The sequence below is a fragment of the Viridibacillus soli genome (genome assembly GCF_016612995.1).
In the GTDB taxonomy this organism is placed as follows: Bacteria; Bacillota; Bacilli; order Bacillales_A; family Planococcaceae; genus Viridibacillus; species Viridibacillus soli.
Window position 1 is genome coordinate 368,444 of the sequence record NZ_JAEOAH010000001.1, and the last position, 20,788, is coordinate 389,231.

19 protein-coding genes and 4 pseudogenes are annotated in these 20,788 nt (G+C 33.8%); 6 read left to right on the top strand and 17 right to left on the bottom strand.

The genetic code is table 11. The features are described from left to right. The first annotated feature begins 386 nt into the window (after positions 1-386). Positions 387-680 carry a hypothetical protein gene (locus JFL43_RS01775; RefSeq protein ID WP_200747653.1) on the top strand — a complete coding sequence of 98 codons (294 nt, stop codon included), beginning with the start codon at positions 387-389 and terminating at the stop codon, positions 678-680. Between the two features lie 95 nt (positions 681-775). Here JFL43_RS01775 and JFL43_RS01780 read toward each other — a convergent pair whose 3' ends face one another. Together JFL43_RS01780 and JFL43_RS01785 are read right to left on the bottom strand one after the other, a co-directional pair. Beyond that, on the bottom strand, positions 776-1,618 hold the full coding sequence (locus JFL43_RS01780) for a hypothetical protein (protein WP_200747654.1): 843 nt from the start codon (positions 1,616-1,618) through the stop codon (positions 776-778). A gap of 319 nt (positions 1,619-1,937) precedes the next feature. Next, positions 1,938-2,261, bottom strand: a complete 324-nt coding sequence (locus JFL43_RS01785) for a DUF3888 domain-containing protein (RefSeq protein WP_234447535.1) — start codon at positions 2,259-2,261, stop codon at positions 1,938-1,940. A 298-nt stretch (positions 2,262-2,559) separates the two neighbouring features. Here JFL43_RS01785 and JFL43_RS01790 point away from each other — a divergent pair, with 298 nt between their 5' ends. Further along, entirely contained in the window at positions 2,560-3,429 is an 870-nt protein-coding gene (locus tag JFL43_RS01790; protein WP_200747656.1) for a polysaccharide deacetylase family protein, read from the top strand. 604 nt (positions 3,430-4,033) lie between these two features. Here JFL43_RS01790 and JFL43_RS22265 read toward each other — a convergent pair. The 3 genes from JFL43_RS22265 to JFL43_RS01800 form a co-directional block, all read right to left on the bottom strand. Beyond that, positions 4,034-4,315 (bottom strand): hypothetical protein, encoded by a 282-nt coding sequence (locus tag JFL43_RS22265; protein WP_234447536.1) that lies wholly within the window; start codon positions 4,313-4,315, stop codon positions 4,034-4,036. A gap of 35 nt (positions 4,316-4,350) precedes the next feature. Then, entirely contained in the window at positions 4,351-4,848 is a 498-nt protein-coding gene (locus tag JFL43_RS22270) for an alpha/beta fold hydrolase (RefSeq protein WP_234447537.1), read from the bottom strand. Positions 4,849-5,163: 315 nt separating this feature from the next. Further along, positions 5,164-5,769 (bottom strand): DUF6141 family protein, encoded by a 606-nt coding sequence (locus JFL43_RS01800; RefSeq protein ID WP_234447538.1) that lies wholly within the window; start codon positions 5,767-5,769, stop codon positions 5,164-5,166. 395 nt (positions 5,770-6,164) lie between these two features. On the opposite strand from JFL43_RS01800, the gene JFL43_RS01805 reads away from it, so the two are divergent. Together JFL43_RS01805 and JFL43_RS01810 are read left to right on the top strand one after the other, a co-directional pair. Beyond that, positions 6,165-6,584 carry a hypothetical protein gene (locus JFL43_RS01805; protein ID WP_200747657.1) on the top strand — a complete coding sequence of 140 codons (420 nt, stop codon included), beginning with the start codon at positions 6,165-6,167 and terminating at the stop codon, positions 6,582-6,584. 132 nt (positions 6,585-6,716) lie between these two features. Next, positions 6,717-6,991: pseudogene (locus tag JFL43_RS01810) on the top strand (SDR family oxidoreductase); the annotation flags it as partial. A gap of 201 nt (positions 6,992-7,192) precedes the next feature. Here the strand turns inward: JFL43_RS01810 and JFL43_RS01815 are convergent. Continuing rightward, positions 7,193-7,666, bottom strand: coding sequence for an 8-oxo-dGTP diphosphatase (locus tag JFL43_RS01815; protein ID WP_200747658.1), 474 nt, complete (start codon positions 7,664-7,666; stop codon positions 7,193-7,195). Between the two features lie 411 nt (positions 7,667-8,077). Between JFL43_RS01815 and JFL43_RS01820 the strand changes: the two are divergent. After that, positions 8,078-8,416, top strand: a pseudogene (locus JFL43_RS01820) (hypothetical protein); the annotation flags it as partial. Positions 8,417-8,710: 294 nt separating this feature from the next. On the opposite strand, the gene JFL43_RS01825 reads toward JFL43_RS01820, so the two are convergent. The 11 genes and pseudogenes from JFL43_RS01825 to JFL43_RS01875 form a co-directional block, all read right to left on the bottom strand. Beyond that, positions 8,711-9,538: a phosphotransferase gene (locus JFL43_RS01825; protein ID WP_325166616.1), complete on the bottom strand. Its 828-nt coding sequence runs from the start codon at positions 9,536-9,538 to the stop codon at positions 8,711-8,713. A gap of 800 nt (positions 9,539-10,338) precedes the next feature. Then, positions 10,339-11,436, bottom strand: a complete 1,098-nt coding sequence (locus JFL43_RS01830) for a phosphotransferase enzyme family protein (protein ID WP_200747659.1) — start codon at positions 11,434-11,436, stop codon at positions 10,339-10,341. Positions 11,437-12,743: 1,307 nt separating this feature from the next. Next, positions 12,744-13,265 (bottom strand): GNAT family N-acetyltransferase, encoded by a 522-nt coding sequence (locus JFL43_RS01835; protein WP_200747660.1) that lies wholly within the window; start codon positions 13,263-13,265, stop codon positions 12,744-12,746. A 522-nt stretch (positions 13,266-13,787) separates the two neighbouring features. Next, on the bottom strand, positions 13,788-14,567 hold the full coding sequence (locus JFL43_RS01840) for an alpha/beta fold hydrolase (RefSeq protein ID WP_200747661.1): 780 nt from the start codon (positions 14,565-14,567) through the stop codon (positions 13,788-13,790). 513 nt (positions 14,568-15,080) lie between these two features. Beyond that, positions 15,081-16,012, bottom strand: a pseudogene (locus JFL43_RS01845) (phosphotransferase). A 226-nt stretch (positions 16,013-16,238) separates the two neighbouring features. Next, positions 16,239-16,841 (bottom strand): nucleotidyltransferase domain-containing protein, encoded by a 603-nt coding sequence (locus tag JFL43_RS01850; RefSeq protein ID WP_200747662.1) that lies wholly within the window; start codon positions 16,839-16,841, stop codon positions 16,239-16,241. Between the two features lie 174 nt (positions 16,842-17,015). Further along, complete coding sequence (locus JFL43_RS01855) at positions 17,016-17,606, bottom strand: histidine phosphatase family protein (protein ID WP_200747663.1); 591 nt, start codon at positions 17,604-17,606, stop codon at positions 17,016-17,018. Positions 17,607-18,049: 443 nt separating this feature from the next. Continuing rightward, positions 18,050-18,421, bottom strand: a complete 372-nt coding sequence (locus tag JFL43_RS01860; RefSeq protein WP_325166617.1) for a topoisomerase — start codon at positions 18,419-18,421, stop codon at positions 18,050-18,052. A gap of 144 nt (positions 18,422-18,565) precedes the next feature. Then, complete coding sequence (locus JFL43_RS23300; RefSeq protein WP_200747664.1) at positions 18,566-18,823, bottom strand: DUF3953 domain-containing protein; 258 nt, start codon at positions 18,821-18,823, stop codon at positions 18,566-18,568. A gap of 176 nt (positions 18,824-18,999) precedes the next feature. Then, complete coding sequence (locus JFL43_RS01870) at positions 19,000-19,248, bottom strand: hypothetical protein (protein ID WP_200747665.1); 249 nt, start codon at positions 19,246-19,248, stop codon at positions 19,000-19,002. A gap of 177 nt (positions 19,249-19,425) precedes the next feature. Continuing rightward, entirely contained in the window at positions 19,426-19,881 is a 456-nt protein-coding gene (locus JFL43_RS01875) for an NUDIX hydrolase (protein ID WP_234447540.1), read from the bottom strand. Positions 19,882-20,032: 151 nt separating this feature from the next. Between JFL43_RS01875 and JFL43_RS01880 the strand changes: the two are divergent. Further along, positions 20,033-20,788: pseudogene (locus JFL43_RS01880) on the top strand (tyrosine-type recombinase/integrase); the annotation flags it as partial.

Sequence of the window (20,788 nt, forward strand, 5' to 3'; positions counted from 1 at the left end):
TCGACACTTCTCCTAGTTAAACCCACTTGCTATTTCTTCCACTAACCTGCCCCGTTAGTTCAATAAGCACATACTTTATTCAGAAAAGGTAACAATACAATCAATTCGATAAAGTCGTAAAGAGGTATATTGAAGAAAATGAAAAAGATGTTAATAGTTTTTATACTATCCCTTGAAGGGAGGAATTAATGAAGAAAAATCTTTTACTTCTCTTCATTTGTGTATTTATAGTTAGTTGTCAACAAAGTACAGACCAAGATACTACGATGGATTCGAACATAGAATCCGAAGTTTCTTTTTTCCCCTGATATAGAAAGGGGCTTAACATTAAAAGAAGCACTTGAAATCGCCCATAAAGAAGCACTTAAATGGAATAAAGAGTGCATGTGCCTAATGAAATGGACGCTATGCCTAATAGTCAATTTATTTCTAAAGTTGAAGATTTTAAGTATGATACACCTGAATTACTAAAAAAGGCACAAAAAATCACCAAAATATATCCAGGAGACACTTTTGCTAAGGGATATAATTTTGGTTTCACTAAACAACTGCAAAAAAACGTTCCAATTGTGATGGTTATCGGTTGGGATCATACCAAGGAAAATATGATCTATTTAATGTTCAACGCAGTAACAGGAGAGCTAGAAGATGATTTTGAAAGAGAACAATATAAAAACTAAAAGGGGTTGTATTCATGAAAAAAAATTCAGTTATCTCTACTACCATTTTATCGACTTCCATACTAAAGTACCCCTTTAATTGAAGAAGCTTTTGTTTAATTTCTCTTGTTCTCTAGCCGTTCAGTTAAATCATTAAAGTCTTGGACTACTTCTTGCATTGATGATTTTTTAGCTAACGAAATCCCCTTTTGAATAGATTTAGAAGCTTCTTCAAATTTATTTGCTTTAATTTGGGCATCTGCAAGGCAATACCAGTAAAACCAGGCATCCATTTCTGAAATTTTATCTTTATAAAACTTTTCGATTATCGGATAGTATTTAGAATATAATTCTTCGTTATAGACCAACTTTTCACCATTCCATTTTAGTACATCCACTAAATAACTATCGCCAATATACATTTGCCAAACTGCTATACCAACTTTTTGTTTTCCATTCACAAAATCCATTTTATGATAAGGAACATCAGCAATCTTTTTGAATGAGTTATCAACCCATTGATAAACTTCAAGTTCGCTTCCTGCTGCTGCACCAATTGTAACACCGAATAAGTATTCCTTTGTACCATCACCTGTAATATCTTCCAAACCCGAAAAATCCAAATCTACTCCTTGAATTTTTGTTTCCAAAACTTTTCGCCAATCAGCATTGTCCTTTTTCAGCACTATTGATCCAAACTGGGAAGGGGCTGGTTGATCTTTTGCTTTAATTTCAAAAGTAAAGATTATTTCTTTCTGTCCATCGTGGTCAAAGTCATAGAGTTGAATTGGCAGTGTGGAGGAAGGATTTTCAGGACTTATAAGTGACGCATTCGATGGCATAAATCTGCTAACAATTTTCATTAAGTCTTCTTTCTGGTCCTCGTTAGCGTGAACAAATATTGGACTAAAGCTAAATGCAAAGAGTAGCAATAATGTAGGTAGCATTATTTTCTTCATCAATATGTCTCCTTTTTATACCGAGATCAAAGATTGTAGTTCCTTTATATTATTTAGTGTAGAATGGGCGTATTTAGAAAAGTTCCATAATACAACCAAGAATTTAATACACCAAATAAAACCAATATAAGAGGAATACTTTTATCCAATTTCATCACCTTAAATATTAGGTTTAGTTTGTCCTGTTCAGCTACAATAATTCCTTATTCAACTATCCTGCCCTGTTAGTTCAATAAGAAAAAAAGAGCTGCCTATGCAACTCAATGATCTTCAAGTAAAGTACCCGTTAGTTGAATTAGATACAAAGCTGTATCAAGACTCATTTTTGAATTTTCGCTACTGAAACTCCATCTGTTGTTACATGAAAGGTTATTGTAATAGGACCTTCAGGTGGATTAAATGGACCTGTATACGTATCATATTTTACTTTCACAGTAAAATCATATTGAGAATACCCGCCAGTTAGTCGTTTTACTTCTAATATTTCTGCATTCCAAAGTGCATAACTACGATTTGGATATTCCTTATTAATCACTTTCCTAGCCTCAGGGTCTAATAAAACTAATAATACATCATAAAAATCGGAATGCTCTTCTTCAGAACTTACTTTTTCAGCTTCAGCTTTACCTGTATTCGACAACATCACTCCCGAAGTGATAAACGTTAATACCAAAACGAGTGAAATCAAAATAGAGGTAATTTGTTTTTTTTCATATTTGAATAACCACCTTATTTTATCAGTCAAGGTAGCTTGCCCAGTTCATAAAAATCATGTGTTTGTTCAACTAATCTGCCCCTTTAGTTAAATAAGTTCAACAAAACCGTTAGTTGAACAAAAAATGAAATTTTTAATATGCTAAACAACTATGAGAAATAAAAACACCTTCAGGTTAGAATAGCCATCGCTAAAACGGGTATCAATATAAAAAGGAGATGAATGGATGAAAGAACGAATATTCAAGTGGTTGTTAGTTACGGGGTTTTTATTTTGTTTGCATATAACAGATATCATGACTGTTTATGCGAATGAGGGACCCTTGGCAGATGTATCGAGGCAATGGTTGAAAGCGGACTTACGAGATGATCCGGAAGAAGATTTACCTGACCTTAAAGGAGGATCTGAAAATTCCGGGCGGGATCCTCTGCAGCCTGTTGACCTAAGAATTTTACAACAACGGTATCCAGAAATATTTTTCTTACAAGGTCCTACTGATCAAAAACGAGTTGCTTTAACTTTTGATGATGGTCCTGATCCACGTTTTTCAAATGATGTATTAGATGTATTAAAACAGTACAATGTACCAGCAACATTCTTCGTGTTAGGTTCAAAAGCCGTTGCTAACCCTGAAATTGTCAAGCGAATGCAAAACGAGGGTCATGTAATCGGAAACCATACCTACTCCCATCCTAACCTTGTCAAAGAATCCGACCTCGGAACCCTAGAGAGGGAAGTAACTAGAACGGAAGATGCTCTTAAGGACATTATTGGTTACCGGACAAAATTATTTAGACCACCATATGGCTTCTTATACAATGAATTAGTCGAGAAGCTTAGGGAAATAAACTATTACGTGATTGCCTGGTCGGTTGATTCGTTGGATTGGCAGGAAGACCCGCCGGAAGTTATTGCTTCGAATGTAGTAGACAACATTCATCCAGGTGCGATTATTCTCATGCACGATGGGGCAGAATCGGGTGGAGATCGAACGAATACGATCGAATCACTTCACCAAATTATTCCAAAACTACAAGAGCAAGGATATGAATTTGTCACAGTTCCAGAATTGTTGAATATTCCATTTAAGAAATAGAATGTATCTCTTACAATTACCTTTAATATTTTTTCTTGAAGGCTTTTTTTGTATTACTATATGGGGTACCACCAACATGTTTACAAAAAGCACATCTATTGCATAAAAAAGACAAAGAAGACATATTCCCCGCGCTAAAGGGAATATGTCTTCTTTTTTAAGACACTCAAACTCTCATTAATTAATAACCATATTTTCTTCCCCATATCACTACCCCAATCACTGATTACTGACACTCTATATAGTCGCTATTATCATTTTTCTTGTTCTACTAACCTGCCCCTTTAGTTGAAGAAGAAATAGATCTGCGTGAACAGCTCAAAGATCTTCTTACTAAAGCACACCGTTAGCTTAATAACTCTCCTCTATAATAACCGTTTCCAATTAGGGTCTTTTTCGTCTTTTTCATTAGGTTTTCTTACAAACTCAATACACCTTTCTTCACAAGCCCCAAATACAATAGAGTTTTTTGTGCTTGCCTTAAAGATGGAATATTAGCTCCTCCTTTACAATCAGGGTTTAAAAATTGTTCTTATGCAACTATTGCCCCTGAAATAAAAAATAAGTCAATTTACATAATTCTTGTAGTAAAAGTACAGAGGTATTATTTATATGTATATGTTACACCTTCGTAGGAGTTAAGTTTGTGCCCTTCAAGAAAATCTAAAACCATATCGTTAAATATGTCTTTTTTCATTATACTTAAAGGATCAAATGAATCTTTAAATAAAGCTAATACTGCATTAGGTATATTTTCAAAAATTATTTGAGAACCTTTTTTTTCGTCAACACCCATAATTTTTTTATCCCCACCCATTACGAGTGTATGAACGGATATATTCTGTAACTCTAGTGTATGACTTGGAAAATCACTCGTTTTTGCCATAATAAGTAATTCCTTATCAAATGAAAAAGATTCTCTTAAGATTTTTTTGTATAATTGTCATTCTTATACACCTTTAGCATTGCATTTATAATGGTTTCATAAGACAGCATCTTAAATATTGCAGTGGAAATTTTTAATACAAACCCTGATAGCTTCGTCGGAACCTCACTATAACCATTTGATAAAACCAATTTATTAATATAACTGCTGTATTTAGCTGCAAATAACTGTGCAACAACGGAGCCTTGTGACACACCTACAATAGAAATCTTTATTATTCCCATAGCATCAAGAAAGAATTTTATATCTTCTGCCATCACCCTTGGGTCAAATCTATCATTTGGAAATGCTTTGGTTGATCCTCCGTGCCCTCTCATATCAATCATTATCATTTTATATTTCTGCGAAAAAAATGGGATTTGTGGCTCCCACATTTTCCAACTTCCCCCTAGTCCGTGTAAAAATAAAATTGGTTCACCATCCCCTCTTATTTCATAATTAATATGAATATTATTTGCTTTTATTACTGTCATATCAATTCCCCCGTTATTCAAACTAAAACTCAGAATTAACTTACTTCGATAAATGACCAAATGAATAAATAGAAAAGTGCTTTTTGAAATAGATTCGCTAAAGGAAATAATACTCTTTCTTAAATCTAATCTGCCACGTTTGTTGACGAAGGTACATTTAAAATTAAATAACTTTATTAGTTTTTAAACGACTTTATTGTAAATGAAACAACTTTATTGTCAATCAACATTTGTGTCTAATGCGACATAAAAAGAATGGGATTTTCATATCTCTTGTTAAACTAAACTGCCCCGTTAGTTGAAGAAACTGACTTATTATTTAGTATTATCTATGAAAGATAAATCTAATGCCTTTTTGAGCTCATCAGGATTTTTTGAGCCTATTATAACAATTTCTCCTGAAGCTAACCTTAATTCGACACCCTCGCTTCCTGCAATATTATAAAGGCGTTCTCCATTTAGATTAATACGAATCCCCCAACCTCCAAACCGTTTTAACGAACTAAAAGAAACACTTTTATAATCCCGAATACTTTGATAACGAAAGTCTCGGTATTCAAAATGGAAGGGGACAAATTTTATATACACCCCATCTCCACGTACTTCAGTTATCATCTTAACTTGGAACGCTAACAAGGGTATCATCAAACCGAACAAAACCCAAACTATTACCAACCCAATATCCGACATCGGTTTGTCTCCGAATTGAATTCCGTAAATAACCTGTTGGATAAACCCCCACCACAAAATTCCTGAAACCACAATTATCACTATGATATATAATAATTGTCTTGGTCGTTGAACTTCTCGATACAAAACAGAATCATTGTCTTTACTAATTTCTATCCACTCCTTGCTTAACCTAATATCCTTTCTTCTTAAACAAATCTGCTCTTTAGTTGAATAAGCTCCTGTAAACAATATACCACAAAATGTAAAAAACCTTATTTTATTGAGAAAGCAACAATCCTTACGAAAAGAGCCTTTTATCTATTCCTCTTACTCAACTAAACTGCCCCGTTAGTTCAATAAGAAAAAGAGTTACCTAAGCAACCTTTGATCTTCAACAAAAGCCCCCGTTAGTTGAAGAAGAACAGAGACGCTTATTAAACACTCGCGCCTGATTGTTTAACAAGTACCCAGATGGAAATATAGACATACCTACAATAGATAATAATTATGCTATCTATATATTAGGGTGAAAACTTATCTGCTCTGGGTTCGCAAATAATTGTAATTAAACCAATTATAGAAAACATCTTTTCTTCGTGGTTTTTGAGAAGTTGTGCTATATTCAAAGTGTCAGGAGTGAGTTGATGAAAAAGTTTTTAACAATTACCGCAATAATTCTTGTTTTACTCGGAGCAGCTGGCTTTGCTGTGTGGCATTTTGGGACAAATATCGCTTCCGAAAAAATAATCGAAAAAGTGGAATCTACTTTAGATGACGAAAATCTAGAAGAAGTAAAATCCTATATCGAGAACGATTCGAAGGTTCAAGAAATTGTAAGCGAGGCAGCAACTATAAATCCGGATACTCTTCCCTTCCAAACTAAGGAAGAAGCGACACGTGTGTTAATAAAAAAAGTGGGCGTTAATCGTTTACTTGATATTCAGGAACAAGCGCAAAACGGTTCAATTAGTAAGGATGAAGTATTATCCGAAATTGAAGGTAAACTGTCTGAAGATGAAATTTCTGCTTTAAAATATGTTTTATATAAGGAATTGAATAAATAAGGCTTAGAGGAATCGAGTCCTTTTTTTCTTATCATTCTTCTACTGTTGCTTTATTAAACTAAAGCGCCCTTTAATGGAATAACTTTGATTTATCTTCGTTCTTAAAAACCACCTTTATGGTGCAAGCAAGCCAAGTGGGCTGTTCGTAATTTAAAGGAAGTTTTGCGTATGGAATCTGCCCAAGAAGGTACTAACATCCGCAAGCCACTATTTATCCAGCTGCGATCAACACGGAATTGTTGGATACGATTACTGATAAGAATGTTTCAGCAGGTATGACTGCGTTGTACGAACAATATGGTATTACACCTGATCGAGTGGCAAATGTTGTGGCATTCGCGATTGATCAGCCAGAAGATACTAACGTTAATGAGTTTACAATTGGACCGACAAGACAACCTTGGTAATAATTACAAGACAGAGTAATATTAAGTCATTCATTTTTCTAAAGCTTAGGCTGTCGATAAGTCCTCGACAGCCTTTTAATTTCTTCTTATTTTTTAATATAGGTTTTCTTAAGTTTCTTACTCCATTAAATGGCCCGATTGTTGAACAAAAGTTAAACAACGCTCTTCAACTAATCTGCCCCGTTAGTTGAATAAGAAGTTTTATGTGTTACGTATAGTAACTTTCCCTTCTTTATTTTCTTCGTGATTCCATTCAACTTGAATTTCAAATGTTCCATCTTTAAAAAACAAAGGAAATCTTCTCCGTATTGATGTCTGCATAGGAAGTTTATATGCTTTCTCTATATCTACCCAAACTGCTTTCCCTTCTGGAGCATCTTCCAAGAGTTCACCCTGGAATTCCTTTGTTATGTAATTAAATATCATGTATCTATCTTTAACGGCTGGATTAACATATTCATAAAGTCCTTTATAAATAAGGTTTCTAACATCTAACCCAGTTTCTTCTTTTACTTCTCTGATAGCACTCTCTACAATACTTTCAGGAAACTCAACTTTACCACCCGGTGGAATAAATCCTTTGAAATTGTCGTGTTGTCTGTCCAGAAGTAAAACCTTCTCTTCACTTTGAATCATACAAACAGTCCATATTTTATAATTAATAGAATTACTCATAATTCCCTCCATACTTTTCACATAAATATTACCATATAAATGTACTTCTTGTTCAACTAAACTGCTCCTTTAGCTGCATAACAAAAAAGAAGCATTTCAGCTTCTTTTACTTGAAGCACCGGTTAGTGGAAGAATAAAGTTTGATTTCAACTTTATATCATCTTCACTTCATCTTTACATGCTGCGTTTATTGTAGTACTTGTAGCACCCAATAAAACAATGAAAAGAGGTTTTAAAATGTTAAATCCTAAGACAAAATTATTCACTGCACTTGGAATTTCAACAGTATTATTAGTAGGAGCTGGCAGTACCTATGCTGCTCAAAAAGAAAGAAATGCGCCGGTAGAAACTGTGCATTCTATTAAAGCACCAACTCCTGAAGAAATTCAAACAGTATTAGAAGGTAAACCTACACCTCCAAATATTAAAGTCGAAGGTTTATTTTCTACAAATGGTAAACCTGATTATACTGCAGACTTTTATTTGAACGATGAAATTTTATTGTCTTTATTAAAAATAAACGCACAAGAATTAAAACAAGAATTGGCAACAGGAAAATCTGTGGTGGAGATTGCAGCTTCTAAAAACGTTTCTAAACAACAAGTAATTAATGTCATTGCAGAAACACAGGCTGATGCACAACTTCAGGGTGAAAATAATGGCGGTAGTAGACCATACGAGCAAATGTTAAAAGATATTGAACCAAAAGTAATACAAGTCATCGAGCATAAAACTGAAACTCCATGGTAGAAATAAATTAACCAATCAGTAATAAAACGATGGTTCTCCCTTACCACACAACAAAAGAACCCTATTCTTTAGAAGAATAGGGTTCTTTCCTTTTCCTCGTACAATTTTATGATTTTCTTATTGAACTAACCTGCCCCGTTAGTTGAACAAGAAAAAAGAGCCGCCTATGCAGCTCATTGATGTGACTAGCACCTTTTAGTTGAATAAGAAAAGTGACGCTCATTCAACAATTACGCCCATTTGTTGAAGAAGCATGTTATAAACTATAGTTAGTTGAGTTTCTTTTAAAACTCCTTATACTAGTTTATAGTCAGAACCATCAATCACAATACGAATTAAGCTATTAAACAATTTTTGTTGAGAAGAATTTTGCCAGTCCTCTTCATACTCAGCCATTAACCACATTACTTCATCAAGAAAGACGTGCTGTTTCGCCTTTTCCCAAAATACTTTTTCTTTATCGGTTAAAACAATATATTTTTTGTATCCTGATAAAAATAATTTCCATTCATCTATTGTAAAAACCTGGTCTGGGGCTTGATCATGCTCATTATGAAAAAGTAGTAATGCCAAAGCTAGGTCAAAGACTCTTGGTATCCAAGTGGCATTATCTGGATCAATTAGAAATGGTTCCGGAACTAAAACCAGATTATTTGCTTTAAAATCATGAGGAGTTGCAACATGTGGTAACCTTGCATGGTAAAGTTCCTCTTGGCTCGCAACACTTTCTAGTAATATTCTTTTTAACCCTGTATCAATTTCAACTCCAGCTTTGTCCACATGTTGTAGAATCGCTTCCATACTCTCTTCTACTTCTTGTAGATTAAAATCGTAAACATCATATTCAAAAAGATTATAAGCATTAGAATAAGGAGAAAAACTATGAATTTGTCCTAACAATTTTCCAGCTTCATAGATTTCTTTTTCTTTTCCTGAATATTGCTCGCCTTCTATAAACGGATAAACAACAAAATTTGTATCCTCATATTTTTGTGGATTATCTACTTGTAACTTAACTGGGGTTACGACCTTTATCCCTCTATCTTTTAGCATATTAGTATAAGCCATTACATTATCTGCTCTTCTTTGCGTACGTTTTACAACAACATCATTTATCACCATATTTTACTCGATATACTGGTGAAAATGGATAAATACTTAAAGGCTCGTCTTTAACTTCAAATCCAAATATATTCAAAATCTTTTTTCCATTCATTATTTTTAACCACCTGTTGATTTTTTTCTAAAGCCCCCAATTGCGGTATTGAAAAGCATGAAAGCTGAAAAGTAATCTCTCAGTCATTACTCATAGCCCTTTTACAATATTACCCCTTTATAGTTTAACGTAAATATCTAATTTAGTTATATAATGTTATTGTGGAAAATAGCCCGATTCTTGAATAACAGTTTAAACACAAACACACTATTCAACTATCCTGCCTCTTTAGTTGAACAAAAAAAATGAGCTGTATGAACAGCTCAATAATCTTTTGCTAAAGCACCCAGTTAGTAAAAAAATACATACAAAATAATAATTACTATTTCAAAAAATTCTTGTACAAAGACAAAAAAATCTAAACTAAAATTTCCTTTTTGGTTTCCACTGACTTACCGATTTACATGTGGGTTATAAAAGTATACTTAGCGCAATAAGAAATTCTAACATGCTATTGTTCTATGAGTAAAACCGCACTAATTCGGCTAGGTGTATCCCATAAATAAGAACGTCTATGACTGCATCTGATTAATGCCATTAGAATTTACCACTTCCGCCATATTTTGCGCTAGTATTTGACAAAAAATACCGCGATTTTCCAACCACTTCCCGAAAGTCGTTAATAATTTTATATGTGGAAGCAGCTAAACAAGAATAGAAACTTGAAGATGACGAGACACCGTCGTCATCTTCGGAAATTGGTGGATTAAATATTTCGTTCCTCACACTCGAAGGGTTCTTCACACGAGTAAATTTCATGGAAAAAACCTTTATACGGAATATCGTCCTCCAAGCATTTTATGAGATACGACAACTCCTCATCACACTCCGGTTCTTCACCATTGTTCCGCATTACCTCGAATGCATCCACAATACCTTCCATGACGGTTACTTGGATAAATAAGGGCAACTTATCCAATATTGAATTTTCGATTCTGGTCTCGGATTTATATCCCTCGAGAACTGTTTCAAAATAATTATCCATGAACTTTTTCCGTTTACCGGCGTCTGGTTCAAATTGTATCCAGCCAACTCCGTGTGTCCAAAGACCTGCCAAATCAAACATATACCAACAGTAACATGAATTATCGAAATCATATACGGTAATTTGCCCGGTATCAAAATCTATCGAATAATTCCCATCATTGTAATCAAAATGGACCATACCGAAAGACTCACGGTTCCTGTCCAATCCTTCTAAAGTGTTAAGAAGCTCTACCATCTTCTCCTTAAGCAGTGGTAACGTACCCGGTATCAGATTATCGATATACTCGACATTGTATTTATCAAAGAAACTATACCGGCGATGAACAGGAGCATAGCTTTTCGACAATTGGTGCAGCTTCCCGAGAACTTTACCGCAGTTATAATAGTATTCCGTAATAGGAACTCCTTCGCGATACTGATAATGATTTTCTACAAGCATTTTTCCCCTAGCCTTTTCGAACAGGCAGACAAAAAAAGTGTGATTATTATGAGTGATCTCTTCCAGTAGATTCCCCTTCCGAGAGCTGATCACATTCGAGACACTACCGCCATGCTCGAATAAATATTGGATATATTCAACTTCGCCCAACAGATCCTCTCGGCTCCTGTCATTTAAAAAGGCGATTCTGAGTATTTTTGCACTAGCGCCCTCTTTCTCACAGTTATAAACGACATTCCGCCCTCCGGCATGAGCATTAATTAAACTTGTTTCATAGCCTTCCAACTCGTACAACTCTGATACTAGTGGACTTAAATAAGCTTCGTATATTTCAGCAACTTCATTATGATTCAATATATCTCCTCCAACTAACTTCATTTTCACCCAAGGCAGGTGTTTGTCTATATTGCTATATTTCAAGGCTCATGTTTAAGAAACTTACCTTCAGTAATTTCATTTAACCTTTTAACCAATAATTGCTTGGGTACTTTTTAGTTTACATTACAGATACGGCCATATTAATCGCCTGAATTACTTGACTTTCCGTAGCAGTAGCTGCTTTTTACCATTAAAACTTCTTTGTCCTCATTAATACAAATTGCTGCGGAACCAAACCATTCTTTCATCTTATCCCTCCAACTTCTTGTTCAACAATTTTGAATTTGTGCGCCACAACTCCAAAGTTCCCTCGTCATATTCCCAGAATTGAACGAGACTCTGAGCGACTGCATCAGAAGCTACTCCTCTTACCATGTTTCCTAAATTCATCATCTTTTATTTTTCCTCCCATTACCTTTGAGAGGATTAAACCTTAGTTAAGAAGTAATCCCTCTCATTAGCATGCTATTTTGAAATTCTATCATTTTCAATATGTCACCTCTTCCTTAAGTTTCGGCTATAAAAACTAAATAGCCCTATGTATATACTAATTCTACATAAAATTACAAATACCTCTTTTGTAATTTCTGCCCTGATAGGTCAATAAGACTTACTACAATAAGAAAAAGAGCTGCCGTATCATGTTTGTTCAGCCACTCTTGCACCGGTTGATTGAAAATTATTAATTATAAACCCTAGATCGTTTTAATGTATATTTTATGCGTCACAACGTAGCTTATAAAAAATAACCCCTTTGTTTGACTAACCTACCCCTTTAGTTCAATAAAAAAAGGCTCTACTCCTTATTGAAGTAAAGCTCCCCTTTAGTTTAATAAGAACAGCGACGCTTCTTCAACTAAAGTTCTTGTTAGTTTAAGTTGAAGTACCGATTAAAAAATACTAATTTACAGCGTTATAAATTGTCTATATATGCACGTTTTTATTCATATAGCATATCTGTAGAATTTTCTGCAAATTCTTAAAAAGTCTTATTGTAGCTATGTTTATATACCTTTGCATAAAAAGCTGCATAAATTAATGTCCATACAAAAAGCCACAAACGTTGATTTAACAACATTCGTGGCTTTTTGATGTATTTCCAAACTTTCATTTGGGAACGTTTATTAGGTTTATTTTGTATACGTTATAAATCTTTAATAAACTAAAGTAATTTAAAATAAAAACTTTTCTTAAACAATCGTACCTGATTGCAGTATAAATATTATATTTTTGCTAGTACAGAGTTAACAAAATCGGTGTTTATTATGGGGCAAGCCATGATAGCTTACATTTCTTTCTGAGAGATCCTATTCTACTAAGGATTCTGTTATTTTCCCATCTAGATTTTTAATCGCCAACATCGAATTATCCTGAACGATGCCTGTTTCTAAGAAACCAAATGAAGCGTATAATGTTTTAGCTGTGAGATTACTTGTGTGATAAAAGAGTGCTACATATTCTGCTTCGCCATAAGGCATCGCTTCAATATCCATCAACATTTTTTCAAAGGCAAGCTTGCCATACTGTTTCCCCTGATAACGCTTGTCAATCATAATATGCCGAACAAAATAGCCCATCTTCCTGTAAAAATCTTCATTTTCAAATGATTCATGATCCAATATATCATAAGAATACATCAAAAACCCTACCACAACTCCATCGGCATAAATGGCGAAGGGGATAGTTGGTTCGCCGTCTTCGTTCAACACATAAGCGTCTGCAATGCTTCTGAGGTTAGTAGTTAGTATAAAATCTTTCTGGTTTTCTCTAACCTCAAGTGCTATTACTTCATCTATGTTATCCCCGGTTATCTTTCGTAATTCAATCATTTTTATCTCCTCTCCTACGACAAGCCACTTCCACACCTAGTCTAAAACATTATAAATGTAATTTCCATAATTATCAATATGTGGTATATAAATGTTCACCCATGCTAACTCTTTTTCCCCTGTGATTTCTAACCCTTGTTCCGCAAAATGGCTCGATTGTTGGACACAAGTTAAACAACACTCTTCAACTAAACTGCCCCGTTAGTTCAATAAGAAAAAGAGTTACCTAAGCAACCTTTGATCTTCAACAAAAGCACCCCGTTAGTTCAATAAACAAAGTACTCCTTATTAAATAATCTCTCCTACTTACGGTTATCCTCGACTTTATTTCAAATCTACAACTTGTCTTCAGAATATGACTCTCTAATATGTAAAGTACCTGAAAAACAAAAAAACACGACCTCTCAATTAGTGGTCGTGTTTTTCATTTCATTAATCTTACTAGTAATAAAGGTAACGTCTTTGTATAGTTTATCACTAACACTCAGGATTAATTGGCGACGGTGTTGCTATTCCGAGTCGTTATGCAAAAGAAGATAATAATTGGTTGAATCTATCGCGCTCCTCTAAAAAAGCGCAATGGCCGCTGTATTGGAACGGAACTAGCTTCGAATTTTTGATCAGCTTATTTGTTTCCTCAGCTTGGGTAAACGGAACGACTTTATCATGAATTCCGTGAATAATTAATGTGGGTACATCGATCTGACCGAGATCGTTGTAAACATTTTCATCTCTAAGCGTGACCATAATGGCGGAAGTCGCCCAATTCGCCGCTTGTAATCCCATTAAAACGAACCAATCGGATTTCGGTTCGGAAATATACTGAAAGAAAAAAATTCCCGTTTGATCTTGCAGCATTTGCGGGCGGTCATGATTTGTATCTTCGATGATTTTATTTGTAAATTCTTTTGGAACGCTAGATGGAGAGGCAGCGTCGATCAGGACGAGCTTAGATACCCCATACCCTTTATAACGAGCCATATAACGAATCGAGATCGCGCCTCCTGTAGAGTGTCCTGCCAGTGTTATATTTTTTAACTGTAACGCCTCGATGACCATGCGGACATCATCTGCTAATCTATCGAAACTGTACCCGCTAAAAGGTTTATCCGAATTGCCATATCCCCTCCAATCCATTCCGATACAACGATATCCAAGCGTTGGAAGGAAGTTGAACTGATATTCGAACTGGTTATGGTTTAGCGGCCATCCATGAATAAAAAGTATCGTTTTATTTCCCTTCGGATTGATGTCCTCTATAAATACGTTGACGCCTGGTTCGACAGTTACAAAGTATCTCAAGTGTATCACCCCAATTATTAAAAAGTAATTTCCCATTAAGATATTCACCCAAGGCAGAGTGTATGCCTAATTTCGGCGAACTTTGTTGAAATTGTGCGAAGAGGTTTCTGATGAATACATGCTTAAGAAACGCCTAACAAAGGTAAGGGGATTTTTCGATTTTTGATGCACAGGCGGAGAGCCTCCTCAGGTATGTAAATACATAACGTAATTACTATACAAATAACTCCTGCAATTAAGGATAATACACCCATCATTAAACCTACCTTTTTATGTTTAAAGCTTTATGATTTTAACTCGAGCCAATAAAGTATACAATAGCTTCTTCAACTAAACTGCACCGTTAGTTCAACAAGAAATCCAACATTTTTATTCTTTATGCCAAACATTTTCACCAACTTGCTTATAACGATTTAGTTGTCCTTTCAGCTTCTGTTTCTGCATATTTTAGAATTCTTAACGTTCTTTCTGTATATCTCAAGTACTTTCCTCCTTATTATTTTTTCAATAATCCTATTTATTCGGAATTAATTGTAATAATTTTTCACCACGCTGTTTATAAGCATTCAAATGATTTTTTAATATTTCTTCATTATTAGTTTCTAAAACTTTAATTGTATTTCTTACGAAATTCCAATTTATGCAACCAGATAACCATATTAGTGAAGATAGACGGTCAAAATCATTTTCACAAAGAAAATCATTTATTTTGTAACCTTTTATAAAGGCATTAGCGACAATGGGAGACATTTCAGTTGAAGTTATTCCATTTGTTCTGGAATACCATTTGATTAGCCAAGCTAAACCCTCTATCCTATCACTGTAGCCAATTGATTCAAAGTCAACAATTCCTTTTATTTTTCTATTCTCATCCCAGATAATATTAAGTGGATTTAAATCTGATTGTATAATAAAATCAAATTGCTTCGTTTTGGCATTTTCTATATGATATTCGGTTGTTTCAAGATATTCATCTACCATTTTCAAATTTTCTAATGATATGTAAGATGTCTCAACCGTATTTCGGAGATTATCAACAAATTGGGAGTAACCAACAAGTTGAGATTGTTTCGGAAAGGCAGAACTTTTATATAAGCTTGAAATATCATGGAACTTTCTTACCATTTTACCAAATTCCTCTGCAATATACTCATCACAATGAGTAATATGTTCTCCTTCAATCCATTCAAATAGTATAAAACGATAAATTTCTTCTTCCTATTAAATGGTAGTGAATGGTAAATCTACTGAAACGGGTAATAAATTCATAAACGGAATTTGATTATTTACAAGGAATCGACAAAACTTTGTTTGTTCAAATAAAGTATCATTTGAGATTTTACCAAATACATTGTTGGGGGACGTTTATTCTTAATGAATCTTGCAGAAAAAGGTTTTCCGTCAGCAACTATTTTATAATGTAGGTCATTATTCCAACTTCCTATGTGTAACTATTTTTCTATAATTAGTGATTTGTTCCCTAATGAGTATGGTTCAAGTGCTTTTTTTATCAGTTGATACAATTTTATATCTCATTAGAGTTAAGTAGTGGATTACCTTATTTATTAAATTTCTCAAGTGTACATTAAAGTATCTTTATATCTTGTTGTTTGTTAACATACAGCTCACTTAACATTTGGTTCAATTTATCTTTTGAATCATATTTCACACTTAGATATAGTCAAGCCACGAATGACCAGTTGGAAATTGTCTTTTCAAATTCATTTTTAACCAATCCCTTTGTTCAGGCAGTAAATATGGAAGCATAATTTGTAAATCTTTAAAATCTTTTTCTCTAACGTTTGAGCTACCACCTTTATAAAGGAGTTGAATCTCGGGTCTCAGGTAAGGTATCTCCTCATCTGTTCTTAAAAATATATCCTCTAATCTTCTTCGAATAGATTTTTCTCTACTGTATATCCAAGATTGTTGCTCTGTCTCTACTAACATAATTTGAAAAACCCAGGGGGAACTACTGCTTTTGCTGACCCAGATGTCATTTGTGGTTTTTAAAAATTCACCTTCTTGCCAAAGAACAAGTTTCCCATTCTCTGCTTTGTATAACATCCAATCATCTGACAAATGATTATAGGTAGTTAATTGTTCCTCTCGAAGTATTATTACATCTATATCATCATGTACCCTTGACTGTTTGCCTAAATGTAAATCTAAAGCCCATCCCCCTGCAATACCCCAATTAATTGGGATAGTGGAAAAGAGCTTATAAATTTCTGTTACGTTGATTGATTCCCAATTATCTAAATCTGTCCTCAAGTAAATGTCCTCCTCGTAGCTTTGAAATAAAATTAAAAGTATCTTGCAAACGTTGATTCGCGTTTTAAAAACCCCACCGTTTAGAAAAAAAGATTAATCTAAACGGTGGGGTTTTATTAATTTAATAGGATGTTTTTTTAAAAAGGTTGAACAAATTTTTTTCATAAAGTTATCCTATATATTCTCTAAATGATTCGTATCATTTATAAAGTGAATTACCTTTTCCTTATCATTAAGTTCAATTAAACTAATTCCTGTATCTCCGATTTTAAAATAATACTCCATGTTGATTGGCATTTGGTAAAAAGCACGTAATATATTATTAATTACCCCGCCATGAGCAACAATCGCAATTCGTTCATATTTATTTCCTGTCACAATCTTAGAAAATATCGTTTCAATCCTCATTCGAAATTCTATGAATGATTCTCCATTTTCAAAACGTTCATGAAAAAATTTTGGCTCAGGATACTTTTTCGCTTCTTCAAAGGATAATCCAGCTTGTACACCATTATTAAACTCCATTAATTCTTCTTCCAATTGCACTGGGCACCCAATAGTTTCTCCTAATGTTTCAGCAGTTTCACGTGCTCTTTTTAACGTACTTGCCCATATAAAATCTGGTGGGAAATCATTTTTTACTTTTTGTGATAAACTTCCCACTTGCTTTCTACCTCTTTCCGTTAATTCAAAATCAGCTCTTCCTTCATGTACGTTTAAAATATCTGCTTCCGATTCTCCGTGTCGAATTAATAGTATTTGCATGTCTTTTCCCCCTTATATCTTTTAAATCCAAAAAGTATAAAACTAAACTGCTCCGTTAATTTAATAGGCTGTTTTCTCAAAAATTGTTGCTTCTGGTTTTGCTATCTTCTTCAATTAAAGCACCCGTTAGTACAATAAGGGGTCTAGTTAGATTTATGCGGATTTACAACGATAGGACTTCAATTTTTATTCACGTTTTTATTCATCATAGACGATGGTGCAACATTACTTCATATACTTCAAAACCTTTGCTATGACTGACTTTTAACAAAAGTGCATAAAACAACGCATAAACAATGTTCATAAGAACAGCCACGAATGTTGATGTATTTCCAAACTTTCATTTGGGAACGTTTTTTGTATCGAGATGAATATAAAATATGTAGTTAATTATAAAGCAACTGTACTTTTAAGGTTGATTGTATCCTTTAAGAACTTCTGCGTTAGTATTTCTCAATTTTTATTGCTATATCTTCTTTGCTAATTGTTACGTTTTCTGTTTCAGAAACTTTCTTTATAGAATCTTCAACTAGTTGTTGAATCATCGTATCATCAACTTTTACATCCTTTGGGAAACTTACTGATACATCAATAATTCCTTTAACAGGATTACCACCTAACATTATTGCTATTGACTCACTATCAATTTCTGTTTGTTTTGTAATAGATACTATTATTTCATTTTTTAATTCTGATAATAAATTTGTATCATTTTCCCCGTTTTTCGAATCATCTAATACTTCCGGCTCTCCATTACACCCAACTAACAAAATTGAAATTAATACAATTCCTGAAATTATAGCTTTTTTCAACACTTCTACTTCCCCTTTCGAAATAAATTACAAATTCTTCAACAATTCTCAATACATAGGTTTAACGATATATATTGGTGCAAAGTTTCAATTTAAAACATATTATTGTGTAACTAACCTGCCCCGTTAGTTCAATATTACCTCTATTTAATTAATCATAATACCTTCAACCGCCGAGAATAAAATGTATAACGAAGTGCATAAAATGAAGATACCCCACAATAGACTCTGAGTTCTTTTATATTCTCGTAACCCCATTATAAGTAACGTTATACTCAGAAGTATGAGCATCAATGGTAGTAAGTTGTAGTTTTCCGTAACCTTACTGTAAATACTAATTAACATAACAAGGATTGCAAAAATTATTTGAAATAACATTAAAATATCAAACTTTTTTTCTTCCATTTATTTATTCCTCCCACTGATAATCTGTCACTTTCAAAAGATACCTTTTTTAAACTAAAATGCCTCTTAGTTCAATAAGGAAAAAGAGCCACCTAAACAGCTCAAAGATCTTCTACTAAAGCACTCATTTAGTGAAAGAGCGTTCCTACAAATCGCAGAAACGCACTCCGTTCAATCTAACTTAAAAATACAATTTCACCATTTTCTTTTTTTGCGCGAATTGTAATTTTACCTACACATTGCTTTGGGTTTTTGTATCCATTTTCGACTTCTTCAAATAGCGTAGATAATAGAGTTTCTAATTCACCTAGTGTTGTATCTTTAGAAAGATTATGTACGCTCATAAGTTCTACACCTTTAAAAGCATCTTTTGCACCTTGAACTTCTACTTCGCCAAATGCTTTTACTTCCATTTCAATTTTCATCTTTTCACCTCTTAACTCTTTACTTTAATACGGTTGAAAGGAATTTAAGTTCCAAAATTAAATAAATAACCCATCTTGAATATACAAAAGTCTTTGGCTTCTTCTTCAACTATTCTGCCCCTTTAGTTGAATAATAGCTGTCTGAACAGCTCAAAGATTTTCTACTAAATCAGTCCGTTAGTTGAACAACTTTAATTGTCTTAATGCTTCATTAACTGCCCAACTTTGATGTTCGTGGAATAAGTTTACTATCGCTTGGATTGGTTCAATCCATTTAAGGAAATTGTCTTCTTCTGTAGGTTCACTTATTTGCCTACCCGTGTCGCATAAATAAAAATATCCTTCGCTAAGGTAATATTTATATTCATTTGTAGAATAAAAGTATCTTCGGGCACACCCTACAAAATGACCTACCTCAATATCCATCCCCATTTCCTCAAGAGATTCTCTTTTTAAACACTCTTCGTGTGTCTCATTTTTTTCTATTCCCCCACCTGGAAGAAAATACTTACCATCACTTGTTTGAATAATTGCTATTTTATCTTTCTGACTATCGAACATTAAACAATAAACAGCGGGTCTCAATATGTATTCCTTACCATCTTCTTTTTCACCAAAAGTGATAATATCCATAATCAAACCAACCTTTCCTTTTATTAATTTTTATTAATTCTATCATTTCTACTTAAACTAAACTGCCCCGTTAGTAAAATATCAATATGTCTATATTTCAATAGAGTTGGCAATAGTCCCTTTATTAATAACCTTTTAGGAGGTAGAAACAATGTTACTGTCAAAAGCATGGGAAGCATTTGAATCAGACAAACGAATTGAAGGTTTTTCCCCACAGACATTGAAAGCTTATCGACTCCGAGCCTCATTACTTATTAAATATTTTAAGGATATAGAAATAACAAATATAGAAACAAATCTACTGAAAGAATATCTTTCGGTTTCAGGGAAGCATTTAAAACCATCTAGCCTTTCACATAGAATTCGCTTTATGAAGTCTTTGTTTCGTGTTACCTACAGATGAATCCCGCCTCCAAAATTAAAGAGCCTAAAGTAGGAAAACGAATACCTAAGTATTTATCTGAAAAGGAAATTGAACTTCTTCGTGAAGCTTGTCATACAGAAATGGAGAAAGCGATGTTTGAGTTTATGTTCTCTACAGGTTGCCGAATTGGGGAAATTGTTTCGTTGGAAAAGAACGATATTAATTGGTCCAATCGATCTGCGATAGTAAGAGGAAAAGGTGATAAGGAGAGGGAAGTTTATTTTAATATAAGGAGCGAAATATGGCTTAAACGCTATATTGATAATAGAACTGACACTGATCCAGCCATCTTCGTGACTGAAAGACATCCTCATAGAATGAGCGTCGCCCAAATGAGATATATCATCAAGCGAATCTCAAATCGTGCAAGAATTAATAAAGAGATACATCCACATCAACTCAGACATAGTTACGCCACTCATTTATTAAACAATGGTGCACCTATTGAAGTTATTCAAAGTCTGATGGAACATGAGAAAAGCG

Bases quoted from the DNA above. Each gene is read 5' to 3' on its own strand.
- JFL43_RS01805 (WP_200747657.1), top strand. From the start codon at position 6,165: ATGAAAAAGTTTTTAACAATTACCGCAATAATTCTTGTTTTACTCGGA.
- JFL43_RS01835 (WP_200747660.1), bottom strand. From the start codon at position 13,265: ATGATTGAATTACGAAAGATAACCGGGGATAACATAGATGAAGTAATA.
- JFL43_RS22270 (WP_234447537.1), bottom strand. From the start codon at position 4,848: ATGACAGTAATAAAAGCAAATAATATTCATATTAATTATGAAATAAGA.
- JFL43_RS01825 (WP_325166616.1), bottom strand. From the start codon at position 9,538: ATGGTGATAAATGATGTTGTTGTAAAACGTACGCAAAGAAGAGCAGAT.
- JFL43_RS01790 (WP_200747656.1), top strand. From the start codon at position 2,560: ATGAAAGAACGAATATTCAAGTGGTTGTTAGTTACGGGGTTTTTATTT.
- JFL43_RS01785 (WP_234447535.1), bottom strand. From the start codon at position 2,261: ATGTTGTCGAATACAGGTAAAGCTGAAGCTGAAAAAGTAAGTTCTGAA.
- JFL43_RS01875 (WP_234447540.1), bottom strand. From the start codon at position 19,881: ATGGATATTATCACTTTTGGTGAAAAAGAAGATGGTAAGGAATACATA.
- JFL43_RS22265 (WP_234447536.1), bottom strand. From the start codon at position 4,315: ATGGCAAAAACGAGTGATTTTCCAAGTCATACACTAGAGTTACAGAAT.
- JFL43_RS23300 (WP_200747664.1), bottom strand. From the start codon at position 18,823: ATGGAAGAAAAAAAGTTTGATATTTTAATGTTATTTCAAATAATTTTT.
- JFL43_RS01830 (WP_200747659.1), bottom strand. From the start codon at position 11,436: ATGAAGTTAGTTGGAGGAGATATATTGAATCATAATGAAGTTGCTGAA.
- JFL43_RS01780 (WP_200747654.1), bottom strand. From the start codon at position 1,618: ATGAAGAAAATAATGCTACCTACATTATTGCTACTCTTTGCATTTAGC.
- JFL43_RS01815 (WP_200747658.1), bottom strand. From the start codon at position 7,666: ATGAGTAATTCTATTAATTATAAAATATGGACTGTTTGTATGATTCAA.
- JFL43_RS01855 (WP_200747663.1), bottom strand. From the start codon at position 17,606: ATGCAAATACTATTAATTCGACACGGAGAATCGGAAGCAGATATTTTA.
- JFL43_RS01870 (WP_200747665.1), bottom strand. From the start codon at position 19,248: ATGAAAATTGAAATGGAAGTAAAAGCATTTGGCGAAGTAGAAGTTCAA.